The sequence below is a fragment of the Nocardia sp. NPDC057272 genome, from assembly GCF_042668615.1.
Classification (GTDB): Bacteria; Actinomycetota; Actinomycetes; order Mycobacteriales; family Mycobacteriaceae; genus Nocardia.
Window position 1 is genome coordinate 44,305 of record NZ_JBHUYK010000032.1, and the last position, 23,240, is coordinate 67,544.

Genomic DNA, 23,240 nt, shown 5'->3' on the forward strand with positions numbered 1-23,240 from the left:
GGCAACGTAGGACGAGGTGCGCAAGGGCACCAATCGGTTACGGCGTGTTACGCGCCGACCGGCGTTGCAGGAAAACCGTGAGGGTGAACAGGAGGACACCGGCGACGGCCAGCAGGGCGCCGACCACGGCCGGGGCGGTGTAGCCGAGGCCCGCGGCGATGACGAGGCCGCCGAGCCAGGCGCCCGCGGCGTTGGCCATGTTCAAGGCGGCGTGGTTGAGGGCGGCGGCGAGGGTTTGGGCGTCGGCGGCTACGTCCATGAGGCGGGTTTGGAGGCCGGGGGCCAGGGCCGCGCCCGAGGCGCCGACGAGGAAGGCGCCGATCGCGGCGGTGACGGGGTTGTGCGCCGCCAGGACGAATCCGGCCAGGATCACGACCATCGCGATCATGGCGACGAAGATCGAGCGGTCGACGCCACGGTCGGCGAGGATGCCGCCGCCGATATTGCCCACGATCATGCCGAGACCGAACAGCGCCAGCACGATCGGCACCGCGCCGATGGGCATGCCCGCGACATCGGTCATGGTGGTGGCGATGTAGGTGTAGACCGCGAACATGCCGCCGAAGCCGATCGCGCCCACAGCCAGGGTGAGCAGCACCTGCGGGCGTCGCAGCGCACCGAGTTCGGTCATCGGGTTGGTGATCTTCATGCTGGTCAGCGCGGGGACATAGCGCCACAGCGCGGCCACCGTCGCCACGCCGATCACGGCGACGACCACATAGGCGTCACGCCAGCCCAGGTGCTGACCGAGCCAGGTCGCGCCCGGCACCCCGATCACATTCGCCACGCTGAGCCCGAGCATCACCGCGGCCACGGCCTTGGCTCGCTGCCCCACGGGTGCGAGCGTGGCGGCGGCCAGCGAGGCGACGCCGAAGTACGCGCCGTGCGGCAGACCGGACACGAACCGCGCGAGCACGAGCGTGCCGAAGGTCGGCGCGAGCACGGTCCCGATATTGCCGATGGTGAACGCGACCATCAACACGATCAGCAACTTCTTGCGCGCCACCCGCGCGCACAACGCGGCGATCAACGGCGCACCGACCACGACGCCCAGCGCGTACGCCGACACCGCGTGCCCGGCCGACGGCTCGGAGATATCGAAGGCCCGCGCGATATCGGGCAGCAACCCCATGGTCACGAACTCGGTGGTCCCGATCCCGAATCCACCCAGCGCCAACGCGAGCATCGCCGGGACATGCCAGCTGGTGCGTGGCACATCGAGGCGATCGGGGGCTGCAGTGGAAGAAGTCACGCTTCCATGCAACGGCCACGACTACCCTTTAGCTACCCGAAACGAGCGTGAGTTACCCCACCGTGGGAACAACCGCCGGGTACGGACGCAAAAGCGCTCGCATCGGATTCGATGCGAGCGCTTTCTTACAGCCGTGCGGGTTCGCGGTCGCGAACCGGGGCTACATCACTTCAGAGCACGAGCCAGGTTGACGTCCAGCGCGCCGAGGAATTCCTCGGTGCTCAGGTAACCCTGGTCGCCGCCGACGAGCGCGGCGAGGTCCTTCGTCATCTGGCCACCCTCGACGGTCTTGATGACCACGTCCTCGAGCGCCTGCGCGAAGCCGATCACCTCGGGGGTGTTGTCCAGCTTGCCGCGGTGTTCGAGACCACGGGTCCAGGCGAAGATCGACGCGATCGGGTTGGTCGAGGTCGGCTTGCCCTGCTGGTGCTGGCGGTAGTGCCGGGTGACCGTGCCGTGCGCGGCCTCGGCCTCACAGGTCTTGCCGTCCGGGGTGAGCAGCACCGAGGTCATCAGGCCGAGCGAGCCGAAGCCCTGGGCCACGGTGTCGGACTGCACGTCGCCGTCGTAGTTCTTGCAGGCCCAGACGTAGCCGCCCTCCCATTTCATGGAGGAGGCGACCATGTCGTCGATCAGGCGGTGCTCGTAGGTGAGGCCCGCCGCGTCGAACTCGGCCTTGAACTCGGCGTCGAAGACTTCCTGGAAGGTGTCTTTGAACATGCCGTCGTAAGCCTTGAGGATGGTGTTCTTCGTGGAGAGGTACACCGGGTAGTTCTGCTGCAGGCCGTAGTTGAACGAGGCCCGCGCGAAGTCCTCGATGGACTTCTTGAAGTTGTACATACCCATGACGACGCCGCCGTCCTCGGGCATCTTCACGACCTCGTGGACGATCGGCTCGCTGCCGTCTTCCGGGGTGAAGGTCAGCGTGACGGTGCCCGCCTCGTAGACCTTGAAGTCGGTGGCGCGGTACTGGTCGCCGAAGGCGTGACGGCCGATGATGATCGGCTTGGTCCAGCCGGGCACCAGGCGGGGCACGTTGGAGATGATGATCGGCGCGCGGAAGATGGTGCCACCCAGGATGTTACGGATGGTGCCGTTGGGCGAGCGCCACATCTTCTTGAGGCCGAACTCTTTCACCCGCGCTTCGTCGGGGGTGATGGTGGCGCATTTCACGCCGACGCCGTACTTCTTGATGGCATTGGCCGCGTCGACGGTGACCTGGTCGTCTGTCTTGTCGCGGTACTCGATGCCGAGGTCGTAGTACTCGAGATTCACGTCGAGATAGGGATGGATCAGCTTGTCCTTGATGAACTGCCAGATGATCCGGGTCATCTCGTCGCCGTCGAGTTCTACAACGGTGCCTTCAACCTTGATCTTGGACATGGATCTTCGTGTCCTCCTCGGTGGGTGCCCTTATTGCACGGCTAGGCGAACACGCTTGTGAGCGGACCCCAGCAGTTCCAACAGACAACGTATATGCCCCGCGTTGTCTGCGGGACGTGTGGTGCAAACAAGACGAGCGTACTGCTGTCCCCCACCTCACCGCGATGGGAGGGCCCGCTGTGCGGGACTCCTCGAAGCTACTCCGCTCCGGCCGCACGTCGGCACCCGATCGGGCCTTGACCGGCTACTGAGTAGTAACACGGCGGGGCCCGCGCACCGAGAACGGTGGCGCGGGCCCGGTTCACCAGGTCAGACCGCGATCGGTACCGCGGCCGCGTGTTCGTCGCCTTCGATCAGGTTCTCCGGCTTGTCGCGGACCATCACCGCGATCACCACGGCGGCGGCGAGGAAGAAGCCGGCGCCGATATAGAACGCGACGTCGTAGCTGTAGATCGAGGCGCGTTCGATCAGGTGGTCGACGGTCGGGTTGTCGGTGACGTAGTTCTCGGCGGCCTGCACCGACAGCGTGGTCAGCAGGGCGGTGCCGACGGCGCCGCCGACCTGCTGGGCGGCATTGAGCAGGGCGCTGGCGACGCCGGAGTCCTCGGCGTCGACCTGATGCAGCGCGACGGCCTGCATCCCGACGAACAGCGGGCCCATCCCGAGCGCCATCAGCAGCTGCGCGGGCAGCACGCTCAGTGCGTACCCGTCGCCGTAACTCAGTTGCGCCAGCCACAGCAGTCCGACGACACCGAGCAGCGCGCCGACCACCATGAGCGGACGCGGCCCGAACTTGGGCATCAACGAACTGGTGATGCCCGCCGCGATCCCGATGCCCACGGGGAACGGCAGGAACGCGATGCCGGCCTTCAGCGGCGAATAACCCAGGGTGTTCTGGTAGTAGAAGCTCAGGAACAAGAACATCGCGAACATCGCGATCGGGATCAGCAGCGCGGCCAGCAGGGCGCCGCCCCGATTGATCTCACCCGGAATGCGCAGTGGCAACAGCGGATTCGCCGAGCGCGCCTCGATGAAAACGAACGCGATGAGCAAGGCGAAGCCCGCCCCGAGCAGGCCGAGCGTGCTGCCAGCCAGCCAACCGTGTTCGGCGGCGCGACTGAATCCGTAGACGATCGACACCAAGCCGAATGTCACGGTGACGGCGCCGGGCAGGTCGTAGCCGCCGGTTCTCGGCACCGGGATATCGCGCGCGATCACCGCCACCGCACCGGCTACCGCGATGAGCGCGATCGGCGTGTTCATCAGCAGCGTCCATCGCCACGACGCGAACTCGGTGAGCGCGCCGCCGACGATCAGCCCGAACGCGATGCCACCGGCGGTGATGCCGGCGAAGACCGCGAACGCGCGGGCCCGCTCCTGCACATCGGTGAAGATCACCGACAGCAGCGACAAGGCCGCGGGGGCGAGCAGCGCGGCGAACGCACCCTGTAGACCTCGGCCGATGAACAACTGCGGCCCGGTCTGCGCGAGCCCGGCCAGCGCCGAGGCGGCGGCGAAGCCGACCAGGCCGACCAGGAAGATCCGGCGGCGGCCCAGGTAGTCGGCCATCCGTCCGCCGAGCAGCAGTAGGCCGCCGAAGATGAGCGTGTACGCGGTGAGCGCCCACTGTTTGTCGCCATCGCTGATCCCCAGGTCGCGCTGGGCATAGGGCAGGGCGATCGTGATCACGGTGGCGTCGAGCACCACCATCAGCTGGGCGGCGGAGAGCACGACCAACGCCCACCACCGCATCGAATTCTGTTGTTGATCAACATGTTTCGTCATTATCTCGGTGCCGGTCACCAGGACTCCTCGTCGCTCGATTGGCGTGGACCAATCCTGGCACTGCAAGACAATTGACGTCAAGAGAAAAATGTCTGAATGCGCCAATTGGCCTACTTGGACAGATAGAGCCGCCGACACGGTAGGCTGAGGGAATGCTGGACTCGACCACTCCGATCAGCGCCGACCGGACGACCGAACCGGCTGCCGGCGCGCCGCTGGGCCTGCGCGAGCGCAAGAAGCTCCAGACCAAGGCCGCGATCGTGGCGGTCGGACTCGACCTGTGCGACAGCCAAGGGTTCGACGCGACGACGGTCGAGCAGATCGCCGCGGGTGCCGATGTGTCCCCACGCACCGTCAACCGGTACTTCGCGCTCAAGGAAGACATCGTGCTGGCCCCGATCGACGACTTCGGGGTCTCCGTCGCCGTCGCGCTGCGCTCCCAGCCGAACACCGGCAACGAACTCCAGGCACTGTGTGGCGCCTACCTGACGGTGGTCCAGGCCGAGGCGGACGCGGACGGCATCCGGTTCATCCGCCAATTCCTGCAGATGCAGCGCATCATGCGCACCAGCCAGTCGGTCAACGCGCGCGCGCTGGAATACGCGGAGAAGAAGAACGTCGCGGTGTGCACCGAGCTCGCGCAACGGATGGGCACGTCACCGGACGACTTCACGGTGAAGCTGGTGGCCGGGATCTGGCAGATGCTGTGCCACCTCTCCGTCGCCGACACCGAACAAGCCTTGCTGAGTGGGTCACCGGCGGTAGCTGTCCGGGTCACTCGGGACGCCGTGCTGCGCGCCTACCACGGCTTGCGGCAGGTCTGTGGCGCACCGGTGGACGACACGCCAGGCTTCGGCACACCGTCCAACGAGTGATCTTCGGCGGGAAATGCGGGGGAAGTTTCCGCCCGCGGGAGATCTCCGGTTAACATGACGGCAAGGTCATGAGTACCAGCGCCAAGCCCCGGCTCGCTGGTCGGCAACCCTCCAGCTGCGGTGGGGTGCTCCGGGTGATGACCGGGCTCTCGAAAGTCGAGAGCAAGCGCGCACTGCAGGAGGCCCCCATGTGTTGTTGCCAGTCGATCCGACCCAGTTGACGAGATCCCCCGGCTGACACCCATTTGGAGCACGACATGACTGACTCTTCCCTGCCCGAGAACTGGTCCTTCGAGACCAAGCAGGTCCACGCGGGCCAGGCCCCCGACGCGAGCACCAACGCGCGGGCCCTGCCGATCTACCAGACCACCTCCTACACCTTCCGCGACACCGATCACGCCGCCGCGCTGTTCGGTCTCGCCGAGCCGGGCAACATCTACACCCGGATCATGAACCCCACCCAGGACGCGGTGGAGCAGCGCGTGGCCGCGCTCGAAGGTGGCGTCGCGGCGCTGCTGCTGGCCTCGGGCCAGGCCGCGGAGACCTACGCGATCCTGAACCTGGCGAGCGCGGGCGACCACATCGTGTCCAGCCCGCACCTCTACGGCGGCACCTACAACCTCTTCCACTACTCGCTGCCCAAGCTGGGCATCACGGTCTCGTTCGTCGAGGATCCCGATGACCTCGCGCAGTGGGAAGCCGCGATCCAGCCGAACACCAAGGCGTTCTACGGCGAGACCATCGCCAACCCGAGCAGCGCGGTGTTCGACATTCCCGGTATCGCCGGTGTCGCGCACGCGAACGGCCTTCCGCTGATCGTGGACAACACCGTCGCGACCCCCTACCTGATCCAGCCGCTGGCCCACGGCGCCGACATCGTCGTGCATTCGGCGACGAAGTACCTGGGTGGTCACGGTGCGGCCGTGGCGGGCGTGATCGTCGACGGCGGCACCTTCGACTGGACCGTGCGCGACGCCGACGGCAACGCGCGCTTCCCCGGCTTCACCGAGCCCGACCCCAGCTACCACGGTGCGGTATTCGCCGATCTGGGCGCGCCCGCGTTCGCGCTGAAGGCTCGCGTGCAGTTGCTGCGCGATCTGGGTGCCGCGGTCTCGCCGTTCAACGCGTTCCTCATCGCCCAGGGCATCGAGACGCTGAGCCTGCGGGTCGAACGGCATGTCAGCAATGCCGAGGCGGTCGCGAAGTTCGTCGCCGAGCAGCCGGGCGTCGACGCGGTGTTCTACGCGGGCCTCGAGTCCTCGCCCTGGCACGCGCGAGCCAAAGAGCTGGCGCCGAAGGGAGCGGGCGCGATCGTGGCCTTCGAGCTGGCCGGCGGTGTCGATGCGGGCAAGAAGTTCGTGGACGCGCTCAGCCTGCACAGCCATGTAGCTAACATCGGTGATGTGCGTTCACTCGTGATTCACCCGGCGTCGACCACGCACTCGCAGTTGACGCCCGACGAGCAGCTGGCGGCCGGCGTCACTCCCGGCCTGGTCAGGCTCGCGGTGGGCATCGAGGGAATCGACGACATTCTGGCCGATCTGCGGGCCGGGTTCGCGGCGGCGACGACGTGACTGTGAGCACCGAATCGCCGATCGCCCGACCCGGAACCGGGGTGGCCCTGCTGCCACCGCCGGACGGGCGCGTCGGCGTGGTCGCCATCGGGGATGTGGCGCTGGAGAACGGCGCCGTCGTCCCCGATGTGCGGCTGGCGGTGCAACGCTGGGGCGAGCTCTCGCCCACGCTGGACAATGTGGTGCTCGTCGAACACGCGCTCACCGGCGACTCCCATGTCGTCGGTGGGCCCGACGGGGCGCCCGGCTGGTGGGAGGGCATGGTCGGGCCCGGCGCGCCGATCGACACCGACGAGTGGTGTGTGATCGCGACCAACGTGCTGGGCGGCTGCAAGGGCAGCACCGGCCCGTCCTCGCTCGCCTCCGACGGAAAGCCTTGGGGCGCACGGTTTCCCGAGCTGACCATCCGTGACCAGGTAAAGGCCGAAGCGCAGTTGTTCGAGGTGCTCGGGATCGAGCGGCTCGGCGCTGTCGTCGGCGGCTCGATGGGTGGCATGCGGGTGCTCGAGTGGATCATCGGCCTGCCCGAGCGGGTCAGCGCCGCGCTCGTGCTGGCCGTGGGCGCCCGCGCCACCGCCGATCAGATCGGTACCCAGACCACCCAGATGGCCGTCATCGCGGCCGATCCCGACTGGCAGGGCGGCAACTATCACGGCACCGGCCGCGCGCCGATGACCGGCATGGGACTGGCCCGGCGCATCGCGCACCTGACCTACCGCACCGAGGGCGAACTCGACCACCGCTTCACCAACAAGCCCCAGGGCGACGAAGACCCATGGACCGGTGGGCGCTACGCGGTACAGAGCTATCTCGAGCACCAGGCCGACAAGCTGGTCCAGCGGTTCGATCCGGCCACCTACGTGCTGCTCAGCGAGGCCATGAACCGCCACGATGTGGGTCGCGGGCGCGGCGGTATCGCTGCCGCGCTGGCCTCGACATCGGTGCCGTGCGTGGTCGGCGGAGTCGACTCGGATCGCCTGTACCCCTTGCACACCCAGGCCGAGCTGGCCGAAGGGCTGCCGGGCTGCGCGGGTCTGGAGATCGTGCATTCACGCGACGGGCACGACGGGTTCCTCACCGAGGCGGCCGCGGTGTCGAAGCTGCTCACCGAGACAATGCGCTTGGCGCGGGAGAACCGCTGAGCCGTCAGGGTCCGGTCAGCAGGGTGACGATCGAGCGAACGTAGGCCTGAAGCCGTTCGCGCGGATACTCTTCCGGCTCGCTGACGGCCAGCCTGCCGAGCATTTCGGCGACGGTCAGGGTCGAGTTCGCGAGCAGTTCGGCATCCATGCCCGACCAGCGCGGTGACAGCGAAATGCCCATGCGGACAAGAGATTCCGCGCGCGCCAGGATATCGGCCCGCGACGTGCGAAGAGCCGCGCGGTATTCGCCGGGGGCGCTCGCGGGCGTGGCGAGGATCAGCCGCCAGCGCGTCGGATTCGCCAGTGCCACACCGACGAACGCTTCCACCGTCGACGAGGCGACGGCGACCGGATCGGCGCCGAGCAGGTCGTCGGGCAGCGTGTCGGCGATCTGTTCCAGTCCGCGTTCACTTTCGCGTTCCAGCAGCGCTTCGACCAGTTCGGCGCGGGTTTTGAACACGGTGTAGAGCACCGGTTTTCCGACCCCGGCCTCCTGCGCGACCGCCTCCATGCTCAACTCGTGCAGTTCCACCCGGCCCAGCACGGCGAACGCGGCGTCGAGCAGTTGCGCCCGGCGTTCCTGCGGCGGCAGCCGCGGGGCATAGCGGCGCCGCGGTCGTCGGTCCTGCGTCGCGGTCACACGCCCACCTGCCTTTCTCTCCCTGGACGATACCCCGCGGCCGACTTGTCAGCGCAATTCCTACGCAGCCGTTGTATTCATCACACACCATTGCTACGGTGGTGTTGTATTCACTTGCAAAGGAGCACGTGCAATGGCCTTCGACCCCACTTCCCTGCGCCGCGACGACTACGGCTTCTTCGGACCCGACTCCCCCAGCTGGAAGGTCTGGGCGTCGCCGACCGCCCTGATCGGATTCCAGCGCGCGGTCGCCCTGGAACACTTCGATCCGTTCCTCACCGCCGCCGTCGCCGATTCGCAGGGGATCTACAGCAACCCACGCACGCGGCTCGACCACACCCTGCTGTACTTCGTGCTCGTCGCGGTCGGCGATGGCCGCACCGCCATCCAGGCCGCCGAGCACCTGATGAAGGTGCACGCGCCGATGACGGGCATCGAACCGATCAGCGGCAAGCGCTACAGCGCCAACAGCCCGGAAACCCAGCTGTGGATCCACATCACCGGCTGGCACTCGGTGCTCAAAGCCTATGAGATGTACGGACCCGGCCCGCTGAGCCCCGAGGAGGAGCGGCGCTTCTGGGCCGAATGCGCGATCGCCGCCGAATTGCAGACCTGCAAGCCCGCGGACGTCCCGCGCTCGCGCGAGGAGGTGCGTGCCTACTACGAGCGAGTCCGGCCGCAGCTGTGCGTCACCGAGCGCGCCATCGAAGGCATGCACTATCTGATGTGGACGCCGCCGAGCAAAGGCTGGGGATACGCGATCGGGAGCAGGCTGCTCTCGCTGGCCAGCATCCCGACGCTGCCGATGTGGATGCGCAGGCTCGGCCGGTACCGGGTGCCCCGCGTGGTCGACCTCGCGGTGCGGATTCCCGCGAAGGTGATCGCCTGGGTCGCCGCCCGGCGCGACAACTGGGTGATCGTCAAGGCTGCCCCGTTCATCGCCCCGATGACCGGGCAGGTCTTCGCCGCGCACGCCGCCGCGCCGGTGCCGGTCGACCCGGTGACGATCACGCCCGAACGGGCGCGCGCCCTGTACGGCAGCCAGGGGCATCGCAGCCTCTGGGAACCGAAAGTCCCCGAAACCGCCTGAACGACACCACATCCGGGGGTGTCGAGGCCGGCCACGTCAACGATGCCGTGGTCGGCCTTCGTCGTCAGCTGACGCCGAGGGTGTTGATCGTGGCGGCCAGGAAGACGATGGCGCTGCCGAGCGCGGTGAGCGCGGCCACGTCGAACGGGCGGCTGCGCACGGCGAGCAACCCCACCTGCACGGTCGGCAGGCACAGCCGGAACGCGGCGGCCACCAGGGCGGCGCTGCCGAAGATCAGCGCGCCGCGGCGCCACCGATCCCACGCGACGAAGCCGACCGCGATCACGATCAGCGCGGTCACCACGGTCATCGGCAGATGACTGCGCAGGTACTGCTCCCCCGCGCTCAACCGCGCGACCCGGTGCTTGCCGGTCGTCTCCGCCTCGTTCACGAGCCCGATTGTTCCAGATACCGCCTGCGCGCGGACGGGGTGGCGCATGACAGAGTGGTCCGCTGTGCTGCACCTGATCTTTCACGAGCCCGTGATTCCGCCCAATACCGGCAACGCGATCCGGTTGGCCGCGGGGACCGGCTGCGCGCTACACCTGATCGAACCGCTCGGATTCGACCTCTCGGAGTCCAAGCTGCGCCGGGCCGGACTGGACTACCACGACCTCGCGGTGGTGACCGTGCATCCCGACCTGGCGACGGCGTTCGCGGCGATCCGGCCCGGCCGCGTGTTCGCCTTCACCACCCAGGCCACCACGCGTTTCACCGATATCGCCTATCGAGACGACGACGCGCTGCTGTTCGGCACCGAGCCCACCGGTCTGCCCGCGGAAGTACTGGCCGATCCGCAGATCACCGAGCAGGTGCGCATTCCGATGCTGCCGGGTCGACGGTCGATGAACCTGTCGAACGCGGCGGCGGTGTCGGTGTACGAGGCCTGGCGGCAGCTGGGATTTCCGGGCGCGGTCTGACTCAGTCGATATCGAACCGCTTGAACCGTGAGGTGGCGCCGGCGGTCAGCCGGACGGCGGACTTGGCTACGCCGAAATGATCGGCGAGTAGTTCGATGGCGGCCTTGTTGGCCTTGCCCTCGACGGCCGGGGCGCGGACATAGAGGGTGAGGGTGCCGTCTTCGGCGGTTTCGACGAGTGGGCCTTTACGGCTGTTCGGTTTGATCGTCGCCCGCACTGTGGGCACCGGGGGTCTCCTTCCCGGATGCTGCCGATTCGGGTGCGCCGGATGCGTTGACCTCGGATGCGGTGGCCGGCGGTGCGGTGGGCACCGCAGCGGTGGGCACATGCGCTCCGGTGCGACGGCGCCTGCGCAGCAATCGCAGTGCGGCATACAGCAATCCGCCGATCACCGCGAGGAAGCCCAGCCACGGCACGGCCTTGCCGACGAAGACGATCGCGTCCTGCAACCAGTCGATCAGCGAGTGCCAGCCCGAGACGATGCCGTCCCAGAAGTTGTCCGGATCGCCGGGGGCGTTCTTGTCGTCGGCGGTGAGGGTGATGGTGAGCGTCGACAGCGCGACCTGATCGTCGAGGCTGCGTTTCTGCGCGGTGAGGCTGTCGAGCTCGCCCTGCCTGCTCGACAGCGCCTCCTCCGCGGCGATCAGGTCGGCGGTGTTGGTGGCGCTCGTGATCAGCGCTTTGAGCCGGTCGACGGAGGCTTGCAGGGCGCGGATGCGAGCGTCGAGGTCCTGCCACTGCATGGTGACATCGTCGCGGTTGGTGCTGACCCGGGTCACCGTGCCGACCCCACCGAGCCCGGTGATGAAGGCATCGGTCTTGTCGGCGGGCACCCGCACACTGAGCACGGCCCGAGCGGCCCGCTCGTCGGTACCGGGCTGTTCGGTGCGGCTGTCGATCCGGCCGTCGACGGCGCGGACCTGCTCGGTGACGGTCGCCGCGGCGGCGATCGGATCCCCCGAGGTGACATCCACCGACCCGGTGATCACCTCTTTCCGGTTCGTCTGATCCGTCGGCGCCGGACTGTCCTGCTGCGGGGCGCCCTCCCGGAACCCGGGCGCCACTGCGGGAGCGGGCCCGCCCATGACGGTGGGCGAGGACGCCTTACCGGCATGGTCCTCGCTCTCGTCATCGCCGCACCCGACCAGGAACACGAGTCCGAGCAACGCGATCATCACCACGGCAAGCTTGCGCATGTTCGCAGCGTAGTGCGTCAGCGGACCCCCGGCTGGCGTTCAACTCGGCGGACACATCGCTACTGCGTGCACACCCTGGGCCGGGTAGCCCCCTGGATGTCTCTCCCCAAAGGGGCCCGCCCCGATCTGGACTGACCGGAGGGTGCGACGAAGGAGTGCCCGGAGGGAGGGAAGATCGGGGCCTCCATGGCCCCGCTCGAGCGCGCCAGCGCTCCAAAAACTCAGCGGAAGTCGCGGGAGCGGGCCACGATGGTCAGGTCGAGGTGTTCGAGGTGGTCGGCGACGACGCTGGCGGCGCCCTCGGCGTTTTGGATGCGGCCGCGGATGAGCAGGGCGGTGGCGTTCTGGGCGAGGCGGCGGTAGCGGGTCCACAGGCCGACCGAGCAGACGACGTTGACCATGCCGGTCTCGTCTTCGAGGTTGAGGAAGGTGACGCCCGCGGCGGTGGCGGGGCGCTGACGGTGGGTGACGGCGCCCGCCACCAGGATGCGGGCGCCGTCCTCGACCAGCAGGAGATCGCACGCGGGAACCACACCGAGTGAATTCAGATGGGCCCGAAGGAATTCGGTGGGATAGGAGTCGGGCGAGATGCCGGTGGCCCAGACATCAGCGGCGGCGAGTTCGAGCGCGCTCATGCCGGGCAGGGACGGAGCGACGGTGGCGGGACCCGTGCCGGGTAGGCGATCGGGACGTTCCACGGCCGCCGCACCCGCTGCCCACAACGCCGCCCTGCGCACGCTGCTACCGCGCGATTCCCGTTGCGCAACCAGCTGATCCGGCACAGCATCTGGACCCCGCACAGCCGTGACCCCACCGCGACCGGCGCCCGAGCTGAGCCTGTTCGGTGGTGCGACGCGGCCGTTCACGGAGTCGCCGTGGCGCGGTTCGGTGTCGACCAGGACGTCCAGCGCCCCTGCGGTGGCGAGCGATTCCGATTGGGCGACAGTGAGTTCCACGCGACCGGTGAGGTCGAGCATCGAGGCGAAGGGGCCGTGTTCGGCACGGGCGGCGACGATGCGCTCGGCGAGGTCGGTGCCGATGTGCCGCACACCAGACAGGCCGAGCCGGATCTCGGTGCCCGCGTTCTCGAGGGTGGGCTCGGCGCGGCTGGCGTTGATGTCGGGGCCGTGCACGCGCACCCCGTGCCGGCGGGCGTCGGCGACCAGCGACTGCGGCGAGTAGAAACCCATCGGCTGCGCACGCAACAGCCCGGCACAGAACGCCGCCGGATGGTGCAGCTTGAACCACGACGAATAGAACACGATCGAGGCGAAACTCTGTGAATGGCTCTCGGGGAAACCGAAATTGGCGAAGGCGTAGAGCTTCTCGTAGATGCGGTCGGCGAGATCGCCGGTGATGCCGTGCAGGTCCCGCATGCCCTGGTAGAGGCGGTCCTTCAACTGTTCCATCTTCTCCGGCGAGCGTTTGGAACCCATGGCACGGCGCAGCTGGTCGGCTTCGGCGGCACTGAAACCGGCGACGTCGATGGCCATCTGCATCAACTGTTCCTGGAACAACGGAATGCCGAGGGTGCGGGCGAGTGAGTTCTCCAGCGCGGGATGATCGCAGACCGGCGCCTCCTTGCCGTTGCGCCTGCGGATGTAGGGGTGCACCGAACCACCCTGGATGGGTCCCGGGCGGATCAGCGCCACCTCCACCACCAGGTCGTAGAAGGTGCGCGGCTTCAGCCTGGGCAATGTGGCCATCTGCGCGCGCGACTCCACCTGGAACACCCCGATCGAGTCAGCACGCGAGAGCATCTCGTAGACACCGGCTTCGGTGAGATCGAGCGCGTGCAATTCGACCTGCTCGCCTTTGTGCTCGCGCACCAGGTCGATCATGTAGTGCAGCGCCGAGAGCATGCCGAGGCCGAGCAGGTCGAACTTCACCAAACCGACCGCGGCGCAGTCGTCTTTGTCCCACTGCAACACACTGCGCCCGGCCATCCGCGCCCACTCCACCGGACACACGTCGGCGATCGGCCGATCACAGATCACCATGCCGCCGGAGTGGATCCCCAGATGCCGTGGCAGACCGTCGAGTTCGCCCGCGAGCTCGAGCACCGCGTCCGGTATATCGGTGCCGGTCTCCGCGGCCACCCCGGACCAGCGGCTCACCTGTTTGCTCCACGCATCCTGCTGCCCCGGTGAAAAGCCCAGTGCGCGTGCGGCATCGCGCACCGAGGACTTGCCGCGGTAGGTGATCACATTCGCCACCTGGGCGGCGTAGTCGCGACCGTACTTGGCGTAGACGTGCTGGATGGCCTCCTCGCGGCGGTCGGATTCGATGTCGACATCGATATCGGGTGGTCCGTCACGTTCGGGCGAGAGGAACCGCTCGAACAGCAGCTGGTTGGCGACGGGGTCGACATTGGTGATGCCGATGGCGTAGCAGACCGCGGAGTTGGCGGCCGAGCCTCGGCCCTGACACAGGATGTCGCTCTTCTTGCAGAACTCGACGATGTCGTGCACCACCAGGAAATAGCCGGGGAACTCCATCTTCTCGATCACCGCGAGCTCGTGCTCGAGCTGCCGGTACGCCCGCGGGTTCCGCTCCGGCGGCCCGTAGCGCTCGGCGGCGCCACGCAGGGCGAGCTCGCGCAGCCACGAGTTCTCGTCATGGTCGGCGGGCACGTCGAACGGGGGGAGCTTCGGGGCGATCAACCCCAGGTCGAACGCGCATTCGCGAGCCAGCACCGCCGCGTTCGCCACCGCGTGCGGGTAGTCGGCGAACAGGTGCGCCATCTCCGCACCCGAACGCAGGTGCGCGCCGCCGGTGGGCGCGAGCCAGCCCGCCATCTCGTCGAGACTGCTCCTGGCGCGGATCGCGGCCAGCGCCATCGCCCGGCGACGCTGCGCCGGAGACGCGAAATGCGCACCGGTGGTGGCGAGTACGGGCACATCGAGCCGGTCGGCCAGCGCGATCAGCAGCGCGTTGCGCTCGTCATCGGTGGCGATGCCGTGATGGGTGAGCTCCACGCTCACCCGATCGGCGCCGAATCGTTCGAGCAGATCCCGCAGGGCCGCTTCGGCTTTCGGTAGCCGGATATCGCCACCGCGCAGATCGTGTTCGAGCGCGGTGCGCAGGTGGCCTTTCCGGCAGCCGGTGAGGATATGCCAGTGCCCGCCCGCCGCCGCCGCGAGCGTGTCGAGGTCATAGCGCAGCACGCCCTTCTCCCCCGCGGCCATGTGCGCCGTCGCCATCTCCCGGGAGAGCCGCCGGTAACCCTCCTGCCCCCTGGCGAGAACCAGCAGATGCGGACCGAGCGGATCGGGAGATCCGGTGCGCGGCACCGAGTCCGGCGCGTTCACGTGCCCGTGTTCGACCGCATCCGCGACAGGAGTTCGCAACCCGCCCCGAGGGACAGAACGGCGCCGGACCGCATCCCCTCGGCCCGGCGCCGCCTCCGCATCGGTTCCCAGTGACAGTTCGGCACCGAAAACCGTTGGCATTCCCCATTCCCTGGCCGCCTCGGCGAACCGGACGGTCCCGTAGAACCCGTTGTGGTCGGTGAGCGCGAGCGCTTCCAGACCGAGCCGTACCGCCTCCTCCACCAGCTCCTCCGGCTGACTCGCCCCGTCGAGGAAGCTGTAGGCGGAGTGGGTGTGCAGCTCCGCGTAGGGCACCGTCGGGCCGGTCGGCCGGTCGAGCCCGGCGGCGTGGTACTCGCCGCGTTTGCGTGACCAGGCCGGACTGTCGCCGCCGTCGCCCGGGTGCATGTCTTGCGCGGGCCTGCCGCTCGGCTTGCCCGAGAGCACCCGCTCCAGTTCCGACCAGGTCGGCGGACCGTTGCTCCAGCCCATGCACCCGCTCCTCTCACGACCCCCGCATCACCGCACCCTTTCCCCTTGGCGGACTACTCAATTCGCGGGCAAGCGCTCCATCGACCGCGATTCCAGCGCCGCCTCCACATGGCTCAGCCCGGTGCGGATCACCGCGCCGTAGGCATCGTTGGCGAGCACGTCCAGGTGCCCGCGCGCGATGGCCAATTGCATCCGCGCCATCTCGAAGTCACCGACGCGGCGATGACTGTCGGCCAGGTTCAGATACAGCGAGGGCAGAAACCCGCGCAGCCCCTCATCGAGCGGGATGCCCGGCCCGAACACCGCGGCCAGCGCCCGCTGGTCCCACAGCAACGCACCCTCCGGCAACTCCTGCACATCCGCCAGGTGATGTGCCACCACGCAGCGATGCAACGGGTCGCCGCCTTCCCCTATCTCACTCCACAGCCTGGTCAGCGCCGCGCGCGCCGCATCAGGGTCGCCACCGCCGAGCCGCACCGCGGCATAGATGTCCGCCATCCGATCGTCCGCCATGTGCATCAGTATCGCACATACGTTCGAATATTGGCGAGAGGCATTCGAACATATTTTCGAGTTTCCCGGCGATCCTGGCCCTCGAACTTACTTTGGAGTAAGTTCGAGGCAACGAGCTGCAAAGGAGCAGTGATGTCTCAGGTTTCTCCAGGTGAACGCGGCCGCAAGCGGCGCGATCTCACCGGCAGGCATGTCGTGATCACCGGTGCGTCGTCCGGGATCGGACGGGCCGCCGCACTCTCGGTCGCCGACAAGGGCGGTGTCGTGTTCCTGCTCGCGCGCCGCGCCGACGAACTGGCCGCGGTGGTCGCCGAGATCGTCGACGCGGGCGGGCAGGCCTACGGCTACCCGTGCGATGTCACCGACTCCGAGTCCGTGGACTCGGCCGTCAAGGCGATCCTCGACCAGCACGGCCACGTCGACATGCTGGTCAACAACGCGGGCCGGTCCATCCGCCGCGCCATCCACCGATCCACCGATCGCCTGCACGACTTCGAACGCACCATGGCGGTCAACTACTTCGGCGCGCTGCGGATGACCCTCGCGCTGCTGCCACAGATGCGCGAACGCGGCTTCGGCCACATCGTCAACATCTCCAGCGCCGGCGTGCAGGTGGCCACCCCTCGCTTCGCCGCCTACCTCGCCAGCAAGGCGGCCCTGGACAAGTTCACCGAGGTCGCCTCGGTCGAAACCCTCGCCGACGGAGTCACTTTCACCACCATCCACATGCCGCTGGTGCGCACCCCGATGATCGCCCCCAGCGGCGACCAGGGGCCGTCCGAATCCCCCGAGTGGGCTGCGGGCACGATCGTGCGCGCCCTCACCGAACGTCCCAAACGCATCGATGTCCCCCTCGGCACCCTCGCCGAGTACGGCGGCATCATCACCCCCAGACTCCGCGACCGCATCCTGCACCGCTACTACCGCGCGCTGCCGGATTCCCCTGCGGCCAAGGGCGAATCGGCCGAAGACACCCCGGCCCCCGCACCGGTCACCCGGGCAGATCCGAAAACCCCTTCCGCCGCCCGAAAAGCCACCGGCACCGCCCTGCGCCGCGCGGCCCGCTGGGTACCCGGCACACACTGGTGACCCCCGGGTAGCACGGCTCCCGGGTCCGCTCGCGATTCACTGCAGGTCGAGGGTGAAGTGGTGGGCGGTGATGGCCAGGTGACGGTGCATGTAGAGACGATGGGCGGCGGCTCGGGTAGGGCCGACGCCGGAGTCCAGATGGACCCCCGTGCACCGCAGACGCCGAGCTTCGGCGGTGAGCCAGTCGAGCAGACTGTCGGCATGGCCTCGACCGCGCGCCGCGGGAAGGGTGGAGACATCGTCGATGTAGAGGTGGTGGCCCCAGGCGGTGGAGCGGGATTCGCGAAACCCTGCCACCGATAGCGCCGCAGGGGAACCCGTTTCGAAGACCCCGATGAGACGGTAGCCCGCGGGGCGAAGTTCGTTGTCGATGAACTCGGTCAGGCGCGATGCCGTCTCCCACCGTGGGCGAAGCTCCAGTAGTGCCGGGCCCGCCAGCTCGGTTTCGTCCTCGCCGATTTCCCGGATGTCGATCATGGAGTCGACGTTAAGCCCGTCGGATGACGCGCGGGAGGGCCACCGCGCCGTAGTTCCAGTAGTCCACTGTGGTGTTGCCCGGGAGCCGAGCCTGCCGCAGTCGATGAGTCAGTGATCCGTGGGGCGTTCGGACTGCGCGCGGGACAGCGCGGGAAGTTGTTCTATCGCAGCGGGTTCCAAGTAGGTGGCCGGCTTGGGGGCGGCGCCGCAGCTGGCTTGGCGCGGAGCGGCGGGGACGGTACGGGCGGTGACGCGCCAGCGGCGGCCGTCGCGGTGGGTGACGATGGCGGCGCCCGCCACGGTCGGGTCGTGCGTGGGGGCCGGGTCGGTCTGGACGGTGAGAGCGGTGGCATCGGCCGGGACCTGCTCTCGCACAGCCACTTCGGCGAGCTGGGAGATCGGGGGGTAGCAGCTGCGGCCACGGAGACCGGCCAGGGAGACCTCGTCGGCGTCGGCCGCCGCGAGCATCGCCTTGGCGGCGGTGGCGTCGACGCGGCCGTAGGTGAGGCCGGAGGGAAGCAGGACAACCGCGGGGGCGAAACGGTGACCACCGGTGTGCGAGGCCTCCCAGACCCGGCCCGGGTAGTCCGCGGCGAGGGCGGCGGCGATCGGGCGGCCCAGCAGGGCACAGCACTGGTCGCGTTTGCCGTGCGCGCAGACCAGCACTACCGGATCGTCCACGCGCACACCGATTCCCGGCGCCGGACCATCGACGAGATGCAGGTCGATGTCGAAGAGCTGGCGCAAGTCGGTGATCTCGAACCGCTCGCACCAGGAGCCCTCCGGCCGCGAACTGACCAGCAGCACAGTGCGGGTACCGGTGAACTCGTTGCGGCCGGGGCGGCGGATCAGCGTCGGCCGGACCTGCGCCGCCGACGTACGCGCCGCGAGTTCGGCGGTGATCTCCGGACCGAGCACTTCATCACCGATCACATCACCGCCCCACGCACCGGGGTGCTCGATACACAGCCATCCGGTGAAATGTCCCGCGGTACCGAGCAGCGGAAGATCGGCAGCGGCCGCCGTACACAACATGCCCTCGAACGGGTTCACAGCGCTCCTCCCACGACCGAGCCTTCCGGGGCTGTCCCGGACAAGCGTCGTTTCACTCTAGAACCGGGTCGGTGGGCTACTCGTAGACGCCCTCGGCATGCCATTGCATCGCGTCGTAGACGAGCAGGACAGCGCGGATCTCGGTGGGGTCGGCATCGAGCTGGACTTGGACGCGCACGGCCAGGGAGGTGGGCTCGGCCGTGGACCACCAGCGTTCGGTGATCGGCCAGGGGCCCGCCCAGCCCAGCAGCGCCCACTGCTTGCTGCCCCAGCGCAGACGGGTGGGGACGGCGGTGAACAGGCCACGATCGGTGACCAGGACGGGGGCGCCGTCGGCGGCGCTCAGGTGCACGACCGGACGGTGCAGCAGGAGCAGGGTGGGAGCGGGTTCGGGAAGGCGGCCCGGCCAGGGCTGGGTGGGGTCGGCGGCGGGGGTCAGCTCGTCACCGAGGGCGATCATGGTGATGCGTTCGGCGGGCCCGCGCCCGCCGCTGAGCACGCCGATGCGGACCGCTTCGCCACCGAGCAGCCCCTGCACGCGTACCAGGGCGCGGCGGGCGCGCTCGGTTTCCTCGCCCTCACCACCCCACAGACCGAGTTGCAGAGCACCGGCGGCGACCACCTCGACCGGTTCCAGTGTGAGCGCGACGATCGGGCCGGTGGGGCGGGCGCGGTGGGTGAGCCAGCCGTCGAGTTGCCAGCGGACGCGGTCGGCGGTGTCGGCCGGGGTGAGTGGGCGAGCACAGCGCCAGATCCTGGTGAGCTCCTCGCCCGTCTCGGTGCGCGCGGTCACGGCGAGCCGGGTGCACGCCACTCCCGCCGCCGACAGCACCGTGTGCAGCCGGGTGGACAGCTGCCTACCCGCGAAAGCGGCCGCGTCGACCCGGTCGATGGGCGGGTCGCAGGCCAGCTCGACGGTCAGCTCCGGAGCGGGGCGGCGCGCCGACGGTGGACGTTCCGGCAGGGCGCGGGCGGTGCGATGGGCGAGCACGGCGTCGGCGCCGAACCGGGAGGCCACTTCGGCGGGAGACAGGCGCGCGAAGTCGCCGATGCGGCGCAATCCCAAGCGGCGCAGCAGGTCGACCAGCTCCGCGCGCTGCGGTGCGGCCAGGCTCGGCTCCACCGCCAGCTCCGAGACCGGCAGCCCGGCGAGGAACTTCGCGCCCTCCCCCGGCGCCACGATCGCCCCGCGCCTTGCCGCGATCACCGCTGTCGACATGGCATCGGCGATCCCGATCTGCGCCTCGGCTCCCGCCACGGCGACCGCGTCGATCAACCGCACCACCGCGGCCTCCTCGGAACCGAAATACCGTGCGGCACCGCGTGCCCCGAGCACGATGAGGCCGGGCCGCAACACCTCGACGCCCGGCACCGTCTCGTCGACAGCGCCGACCACCGGCTCGAACAATCGCGCGTCCCGATCCGGATCATCCTGCACGACAACAAGCTCCGGGCAACATCCCTGCGCATCCCGCCGCCGCATCCCCCGGCGCACACCCTCGGCCCGCGCGATCGCCGAACACGCCACTACCGAACTCCCCCGCAACACCGCGATCGGCCGCTCCGCCGACACCCCCTCCACCGCGGCCGCCGCCACCGCGGGCCAGTCCAGGCACCACACCGCCAGCACCCGATCAACACGCGTCACGACGACAGGTCGGCGGTCATGAGACAGCCTCGTGTAGTGCGGTGACTTCCGTTGCGCCGCTGACGGTTTCGCGTGGCAGCCATTCGGTGCGGCCGACCTGGGCGCACAGATCCATGCGGCCGCGGCGGGTCTGGCCCGCCTTCGCGCTCACGCGCACGTCGAGGCAGACCGAGCGCAGACGGCCGCGACCGGGGCCGAGGCCGCGGTACCCGGTGACGCGGGAGTCCAGGCGCAGAGTCGGGTTGGCCCATTCGCCCGCGACCACCAGGGTGGCGCCGCGATTGCGGGCGCGGGCGGCGAGGACGCGGCAGCGCGACGGGGGAACAGCGAGGCCGCCGAGACCGAGGACTACCAGGTCGAGGCCGTCGAGCAGGACCGCGGCCACTTCGGCGGGGTCGGGGCCGGGGTCGGTGATCACCGCCAACCGGGACAGCTCGGCACCCATCTCGGCAGCGGCCAGCAAACCCAGCCGGGGCAGGCCGACGACCGCGGCGTGGCCGCCGCTCCCGGTAACCGCGGCGAGCATCCCCGTCAGCAGGGAGTGTGCGCCGGTGTAGGCGACGACCGCGCCTTTCGGCAGCCCACCATCGGGCAACAGATCGGCGAGCGGGGGCGGAACGGGCAGCAGATCTCGGCGTAGTGGCTGCTCACGTGGCATATGTCCGGTCGCGGACTCACCACGTCCCGGCACTGCGGCCATCCGCCTGCGCAGCTCGTCGATCATGCCCGCACCGGGCGACAACGCTTCCGAACCCATCAACACCACCTACTTCCACGATGGACCCGCGAGCGGAAAACCGCCCTGCGCCGAAACGGCAGCACCGTTCCAGCTATCGATCGTATTCGAATATACGTTCGATAGCGACCAGCCTGACACCCACCCCCACCCCGTGTCCACCGCGCAGCACCCCGGAGATCCCGGCCAGTCAGCGCCATATTCGGCTACCCTCGCACCCGTGACCGAACGTGCTCGCCCCCATATCGGCCCCGACTACCTGGTCGCGGGTCGCTACCGCCTGCAGTCCAAGCTGGGCGGGGGTGGCATGGGTGCGGTCTGGCTCGCGACCGATCGGTTGCTGAACCGGGAAGTCGCGATCAAGCAGGTGCTGTCCACCGCCGGACTGAGCGCGGCCGAGGCCGAGCGAATCCGCAGCGCCATCGTGCACGAGGGCCGGGTGGCCGCCAAGCTGTCGCACATCCACGCCGTCGCCGTGCACGACGTGGTGATCGAGGCGGGCGAGCCGTGGCTCGTCATGGAGTACTTACCCTCGCGCAGCGTGGCCAAGGCGCTCGCGCTGGTCGACACGCTGCCCGCGGTCGAGGTCGCCCAGATCGGCGCGCAGGTCGCCGACGCGCTGGCCGCCGCGCACGCCGCGGGCATCGTGCACCGCGATATCAAGCCGGGCAACATCCTCGTCGCCGACCGCGGCAACAGTGTGGGCCTGGCCAAACTCAGCGACTTCGGCATCTCGCGCGGCGCCGGCGACACCCAGGGTGACGAACCCGACGGTGTGATCACCGGCACCCCCGCCTACCTGCCGCCCGAGGTCGCGCGCGGCGCCCGGCCCACCGAGGCCAGCGACGTGTTCTCCCTCGGCGCCACCCTCTACACCGCACTCGAAGGCCAGCCGCCGTTCGGTTTCGACTCCGACGAGCACGACGTCGTCGCCGCGGCCGCGATGGGCCGGATCATCCCGCCCACCCGCAGCGGCATCCTCACCCAGCCGCTGCTGCACATGCTCGAGCCCGCGCCGCAGCGCCGCCCCACCATGGCCGAGGCCCGCGACGAAATCCTCACCGCCGCCTTCGGGCCCGGCACCGGCGCCTACATCCTCGGTGTGCCGCTGCGCACCGAGGACGGCACCATTCCGGCCTGGTCCACCCGTAACTCCGCCAGCGGCCTGCGTAGCCCCAATTCCTCCCCCCTCCCGCGCCCGCACCGCGCGCCGGTAGGCGCCACCGCCGCCGCACCCCAGCAGCGCACCGGCAGCTTCGTCGACAACCTCCCCAACGGCGCCCCCCTCGCCATCGGCGCGGGCGTGCTGATCGGCCTGATCATCCTGATCGCGATCATCATCGCCGTGATGTAGAGCCGCGGCCCTACCGAGCTTCACTCGATGCGGCGCCGATGAGCCCATCGAGTCAGCGCGTTCCGGTTCGACTGTTGCGTCTTACGAAGCACATTCGACGCGTGCGTCTCCACGGTCTTCACCGAGATGAACAGGGATTCGGCGATCTCCCGATAGGTGTACCCACGCGCCAGCAAGCGCAGCACCTCCAGCTCGCGCGGGGTGAGTGAATCCAATTCGGGATCGAGCGGCGGCTCGGGGACCGGCGAGCGCCCGGTGAACGAATCGAGCACGAACCCGGCCAGCCGCGGACTGAACACCGCGTCCCCACCCGCGACCCGGCGGATACCGTCGGCCAGCTCGGCACCGGAAATCGTCTTGGTGACGTACCCGCGCGCCCCCGCCCGGATCACCGCGATCACATCCTCGGCCGCGTCGGACACACTCAGCGCCAAACACACCGGCCCCGTGGCGATCCCGCTCAGCACCGCCACTCCACCACCGTCGGGCATGTGCACATCGAGCAGCACCACGTCCGGCTTCGTGGCATCGATCCCGGCGATCGCCTCGGCCACCGCCCCGGCCTCACCGACGACCTCCATATCGGTCTCCCGGCTCAGCTCGGCCCGCACCCCCGACCGGAAAACCGCGTGATCGTCGACCAGGAACACCCGCACACTCACTACAAGACTCCTCATTCGAACCGCTCGATCGACCTGCTGTCATCGGTA

21 protein-coding genes and 1 riboswitch are annotated in these 23,240 nt (G+C 68.9%); of the genes, 7 read left to right on the plus strand and 14 right to left on the minus strand.

Going from position 1 to position 23,240, the window contains the following annotated elements:
* Positions 1-37: 37 nt before the first annotated feature.
* The 3 genes from ACFULV_RS30215 to ACFULV_RS30225 form a co-directional block, all read right to left on the minus strand.
* Positions 38-1,186 (minus strand): MFS transporter, encoded by a 1,149-nt coding sequence (locus tag ACFULV_RS30215; RefSeq protein ID WP_378662626.1) that lies wholly within the window; start codon positions 1,184-1,186, stop codon positions 38-40.
* Positions 1,187-1,417: 231 nt separating this feature from the next.
* Positions 1,418-2,635, minus strand: coding sequence for an NADP-dependent isocitrate dehydrogenase (locus tag ACFULV_RS30220; RefSeq protein ID WP_101464322.1), 1,218 nt, complete (start codon positions 2,633-2,635; stop codon positions 1,418-1,420).
* Between the two features lie 309 nt (positions 2,636-2,944).
* Positions 2,945-4,438 (minus strand): MFS transporter, encoded by a 1,494-nt coding sequence (locus ACFULV_RS30225; RefSeq protein WP_378662591.1) that lies wholly within the window; start codon positions 4,436-4,438, stop codon positions 2,945-2,947.
* A gap of 134 nt (positions 4,439-4,572) precedes the next feature.
* Here ACFULV_RS30225 and ACFULV_RS30230 point away from each other — a divergent pair, with 134 nt between their 5' ends.
* From ACFULV_RS30230 to ACFULV_RS30240, 3 genes are all read left to right on the plus strand, one after another.
* Entirely contained in the window at positions 4,573-5,295 is a 723-nt protein-coding gene (locus ACFULV_RS30230; protein WP_378635422.1) for a TetR family transcriptional regulator, read from the plus strand.
* Between the two features lie 64 nt (positions 5,296-5,359).
* Positions 5,360-5,470: riboswitch (SAM riboswitch) on the plus strand.
* An 82-nt stretch (positions 5,471-5,552) separates the two neighbouring features.
* Positions 5,553-6,869 carry a bifunctional o-acetylhomoserine/o-acetylserine sulfhydrylase gene (locus ACFULV_RS30235; RefSeq protein ID WP_378635419.1) on the plus strand — a complete coding sequence of 439 codons (1,317 nt, stop codon included), beginning with the start codon at positions 5,553-5,555 and terminating at the stop codon, positions 6,867-6,869.
* Positions 6,866-8,011, plus strand: a complete 1,146-nt coding sequence (locus ACFULV_RS30240) for a homoserine O-acetyltransferase (protein WP_378662594.1) — start codon at positions 6,866-6,868, stop codon at positions 8,009-8,011. The genes ACFULV_RS30235 and ACFULV_RS30240 overlap by 4 nt, the downstream gene beginning before the upstream one ends.
* A gap of 4 nt (positions 8,012-8,015) precedes the next feature.
* On the opposite strand, the gene ACFULV_RS30245 is transcribed toward ACFULV_RS30240, so the two are convergent.
* Positions 8,016-8,651, minus strand: a complete 636-nt coding sequence (locus ACFULV_RS30245) for a TetR/AcrR family transcriptional regulator (protein ID WP_378662597.1) — start codon at positions 8,649-8,651, stop codon at positions 8,016-8,018.
* Between the two features lie 133 nt (positions 8,652-8,784).
* Between ACFULV_RS30245 and ACFULV_RS30250 the strand changes: the two genes are divergently transcribed.
* Positions 8,785-9,741, plus strand: coding sequence for an oxygenase MpaB family protein (locus ACFULV_RS30250; protein WP_378662600.1), 957 nt, complete (start codon positions 8,785-8,787; stop codon positions 9,739-9,741).
* Between the two features lie 64 nt (positions 9,742-9,805).
* On the opposite strand, the gene ACFULV_RS30255 is transcribed toward ACFULV_RS30250, so the two are convergent.
* Positions 9,806-10,132 (minus strand): DUF3017 domain-containing protein, encoded by a 327-nt coding sequence (locus ACFULV_RS30255; protein WP_235569656.1) that lies wholly within the window; start codon positions 10,130-10,132, stop codon positions 9,806-9,808.
* Between the two features lie 46 nt (positions 10,133-10,178).
* Between ACFULV_RS30255 and ACFULV_RS30260 the strand changes: the two genes are divergently transcribed.
* Positions 10,179-10,661: a tRNA (cytidine(34)-2'-O)-methyltransferase gene (locus tag ACFULV_RS30260; protein WP_378635380.1), complete on the plus strand. Its 483-nt coding sequence runs from the start codon at positions 10,179-10,181 to the stop codon at positions 10,659-10,661.
* A gap of 1 nt (position 10,662) precedes the next feature.
* Here the strand turns inward: ACFULV_RS30260 and ACFULV_RS30265 are convergent, their stop codons facing one another.
* The 4 genes from ACFULV_RS30265 to ACFULV_RS30280 all read right to left on the minus strand — a co-directional run bounded on the left by ACFULV_RS30265 (position 10,663) and on the right by ACFULV_RS30280 (position 16,173).
* Complete coding sequence (locus ACFULV_RS30265; protein WP_378635378.1) at positions 10,663-10,887, minus strand: DUF167 domain-containing protein; 225 nt, start codon at positions 10,885-10,887, stop codon at positions 10,663-10,665.
* Positions 10,847-11,857 (minus strand): DUF4349 domain-containing protein, encoded by a 1,011-nt coding sequence (locus ACFULV_RS30270; RefSeq protein WP_378662602.1) that lies wholly within the window; start codon positions 11,855-11,857, stop codon positions 10,847-10,849. The genes ACFULV_RS30265 and ACFULV_RS30270 overlap by 41 nt, the downstream gene beginning before the upstream one ends.
* Before the next feature lie 221 nt (positions 11,858-12,078).
* Entirely contained in the window at positions 12,079-15,660 is a 3,582-nt protein-coding gene (locus ACFULV_RS30275; RefSeq protein ID WP_378662606.1) for an error-prone DNA polymerase, read from the minus strand.
* 57 nt (positions 15,661-15,717) lie between these two features.
* Positions 15,718-16,173: a hypothetical protein gene (locus ACFULV_RS30280; RefSeq protein WP_378635369.1), complete on the minus strand. Its 456-nt coding sequence runs from the start codon at positions 16,171-16,173 to the stop codon at positions 15,718-15,720.
* 132 nt (positions 16,174-16,305) lie between these two features.
* Between ACFULV_RS30280 and ACFULV_RS30285 the strand changes: the two genes are divergently transcribed.
* The gene (locus ACFULV_RS30285) at positions 16,306-17,262 is read left to right on the plus strand and encodes an SDR family NAD(P)-dependent oxidoreductase (RefSeq protein WP_378662609.1); all 957 of its coding nucleotides are present in this window, start codon (positions 16,306-16,308) and stop codon (positions 17,260-17,262) included.
* 36 nt (positions 17,263-17,298) lie between these two features.
* On the opposite strand, the gene ACFULV_RS30290 is transcribed toward ACFULV_RS30285, so the two are convergent.
* The 4 genes from ACFULV_RS30290 to ACFULV_RS30305 all read right to left on the minus strand — a co-directional run bounded on the left by ACFULV_RS30290 (position 17,299) and on the right by ACFULV_RS30305 (position 21,197).
* A complete protein-coding gene (locus ACFULV_RS30290) occupies positions 17,299-17,739 on the minus strand; it encodes a GNAT family N-acetyltransferase (protein WP_378662612.1) in 441 nt (146 codons plus the stop codon).
* Positions 17,740-17,847: 108 nt separating this feature from the next.
* Positions 17,848-18,774, minus strand: a complete 927-nt coding sequence (locus tag ACFULV_RS30295) for a sucrase ferredoxin (protein ID WP_378662629.1) — start codon at positions 18,772-18,774, stop codon at positions 17,848-17,850.
* Between the two features lie 94 nt (positions 18,775-18,868).
* Positions 18,869-20,440 carry a DNA polymerase Y family protein gene (locus ACFULV_RS30300; protein ID WP_378635361.1) on the minus strand — a complete coding sequence of 524 codons (1,572 nt, stop codon included), beginning with the start codon at positions 20,438-20,440 and terminating at the stop codon, positions 18,869-18,871.
* A 16-nt stretch (positions 20,441-20,456) separates the two neighbouring features.
* Entirely contained in the window at positions 20,457-21,197 is a 741-nt protein-coding gene (locus ACFULV_RS30305) for a hypothetical protein (protein ID WP_378662615.1), read from the minus strand.
* A gap of 199 nt (positions 21,198-21,396) precedes the next feature.
* Between ACFULV_RS30305 and ACFULV_RS30310 the strand changes: the two genes are divergently transcribed.
* Positions 21,397-22,530: a serine/threonine-protein kinase gene (locus ACFULV_RS30310; protein ID WP_378635356.1), complete on the plus strand. Its 1,134-nt coding sequence runs from the start codon at positions 21,397-21,399 to the stop codon at positions 22,528-22,530.
* Between the two features lie 20 nt (positions 22,531-22,550).
* Here the strand turns inward: ACFULV_RS30310 and ACFULV_RS30315 are convergent, their stop codons facing one another.
* Positions 22,551-23,186: a response regulator gene (locus tag ACFULV_RS30315; protein ID WP_378662632.1), complete on the minus strand. Its 636-nt coding sequence runs from the start codon at positions 23,184-23,186 to the stop codon at positions 22,551-22,553.
* Between the last annotated feature and the right edge of the window lie 54 nt (positions 23,187-23,240).

Coding starts and splice junctions, on each gene's coding strand:
- ACFULV_RS30215 (WP_378662626.1), bottom strand. CDS start 1,186: ATGCTCGCGTTGGCGCTGGGTGGATTCGGGATCGGGACCACCGAGTTC.
- ACFULV_RS30220 (WP_101464322.1), bottom strand. CDS start 2,635: ATGTCCAAGATCAAGGTTGAAGGCACCGTTGTAGAACTCGACGGCGAC.
- ACFULV_RS30230 (WP_378635422.1), top strand. CDS start 4,573: ATGCTGGACTCGACCACTCCGATCAGCGCCGACCGGACGACCGAACCG.
- ACFULV_RS30235 (WP_378635419.1), top strand. CDS start 5,553: ATGACTGACTCTTCCCTGCCCGAGAACTGGTCCTTCGAGACCAAGCAG.
- ACFULV_RS30250 (WP_378662600.1), top strand. CDS start 8,785: ATGGCCTTCGACCCCACTTCCCTGCGCCGCGACGACTACGGCTTCTTC.
- ACFULV_RS30260 (WP_378635380.1), top strand. CDS start 10,179: ATGACAGAGTGGTCCGCTGTGCTGCACCTGATCTTTCACGAGCCCGTG.
- ACFULV_RS30270 (WP_378662602.1), bottom strand. CDS start 11,857: ATGCGCAAGCTTGCCGTGGTGATGATCGCGTTGCTCGGACTCGTGTTC.
- ACFULV_RS30275 (WP_378662606.1), bottom strand. CDS start 15,660: ATGGGCTGGAGCAACGGTCCGCCGACCTGGTCGGAACTGGAGCGGGTG.
- ACFULV_RS30280 (WP_378635369.1), bottom strand. CDS start 16,173: ATGGCGGACGATCGGATGGCGGACATCTATGCCGCGGTGCGGCTCGGC.
- ACFULV_RS30285 (WP_378662609.1), top strand. CDS start 16,306: ATGTCTCAGGTTTCTCCAGGTGAACGCGGCCGCAAGCGGCGCGATCTC.
- ACFULV_RS30290 (WP_378662612.1), bottom strand. CDS start 17,739: ATGATCGACATCCGGGAAATCGGCGAGGACGAAACCGAGCTGGCGGGC.
- ACFULV_RS30295 (WP_378662629.1), bottom strand. CDS start 18,774: ATGTTGTGTACGGCGGCCGCTGCCGATCTTCCGCTGCTCGGTACCGCG.
- ACFULV_RS30305 (WP_378662615.1), bottom strand. CDS start 21,197: ATGGGTTCGGAAGCGTTGTCGCCCGGTGCGGGCATGATCGACGAGCTG.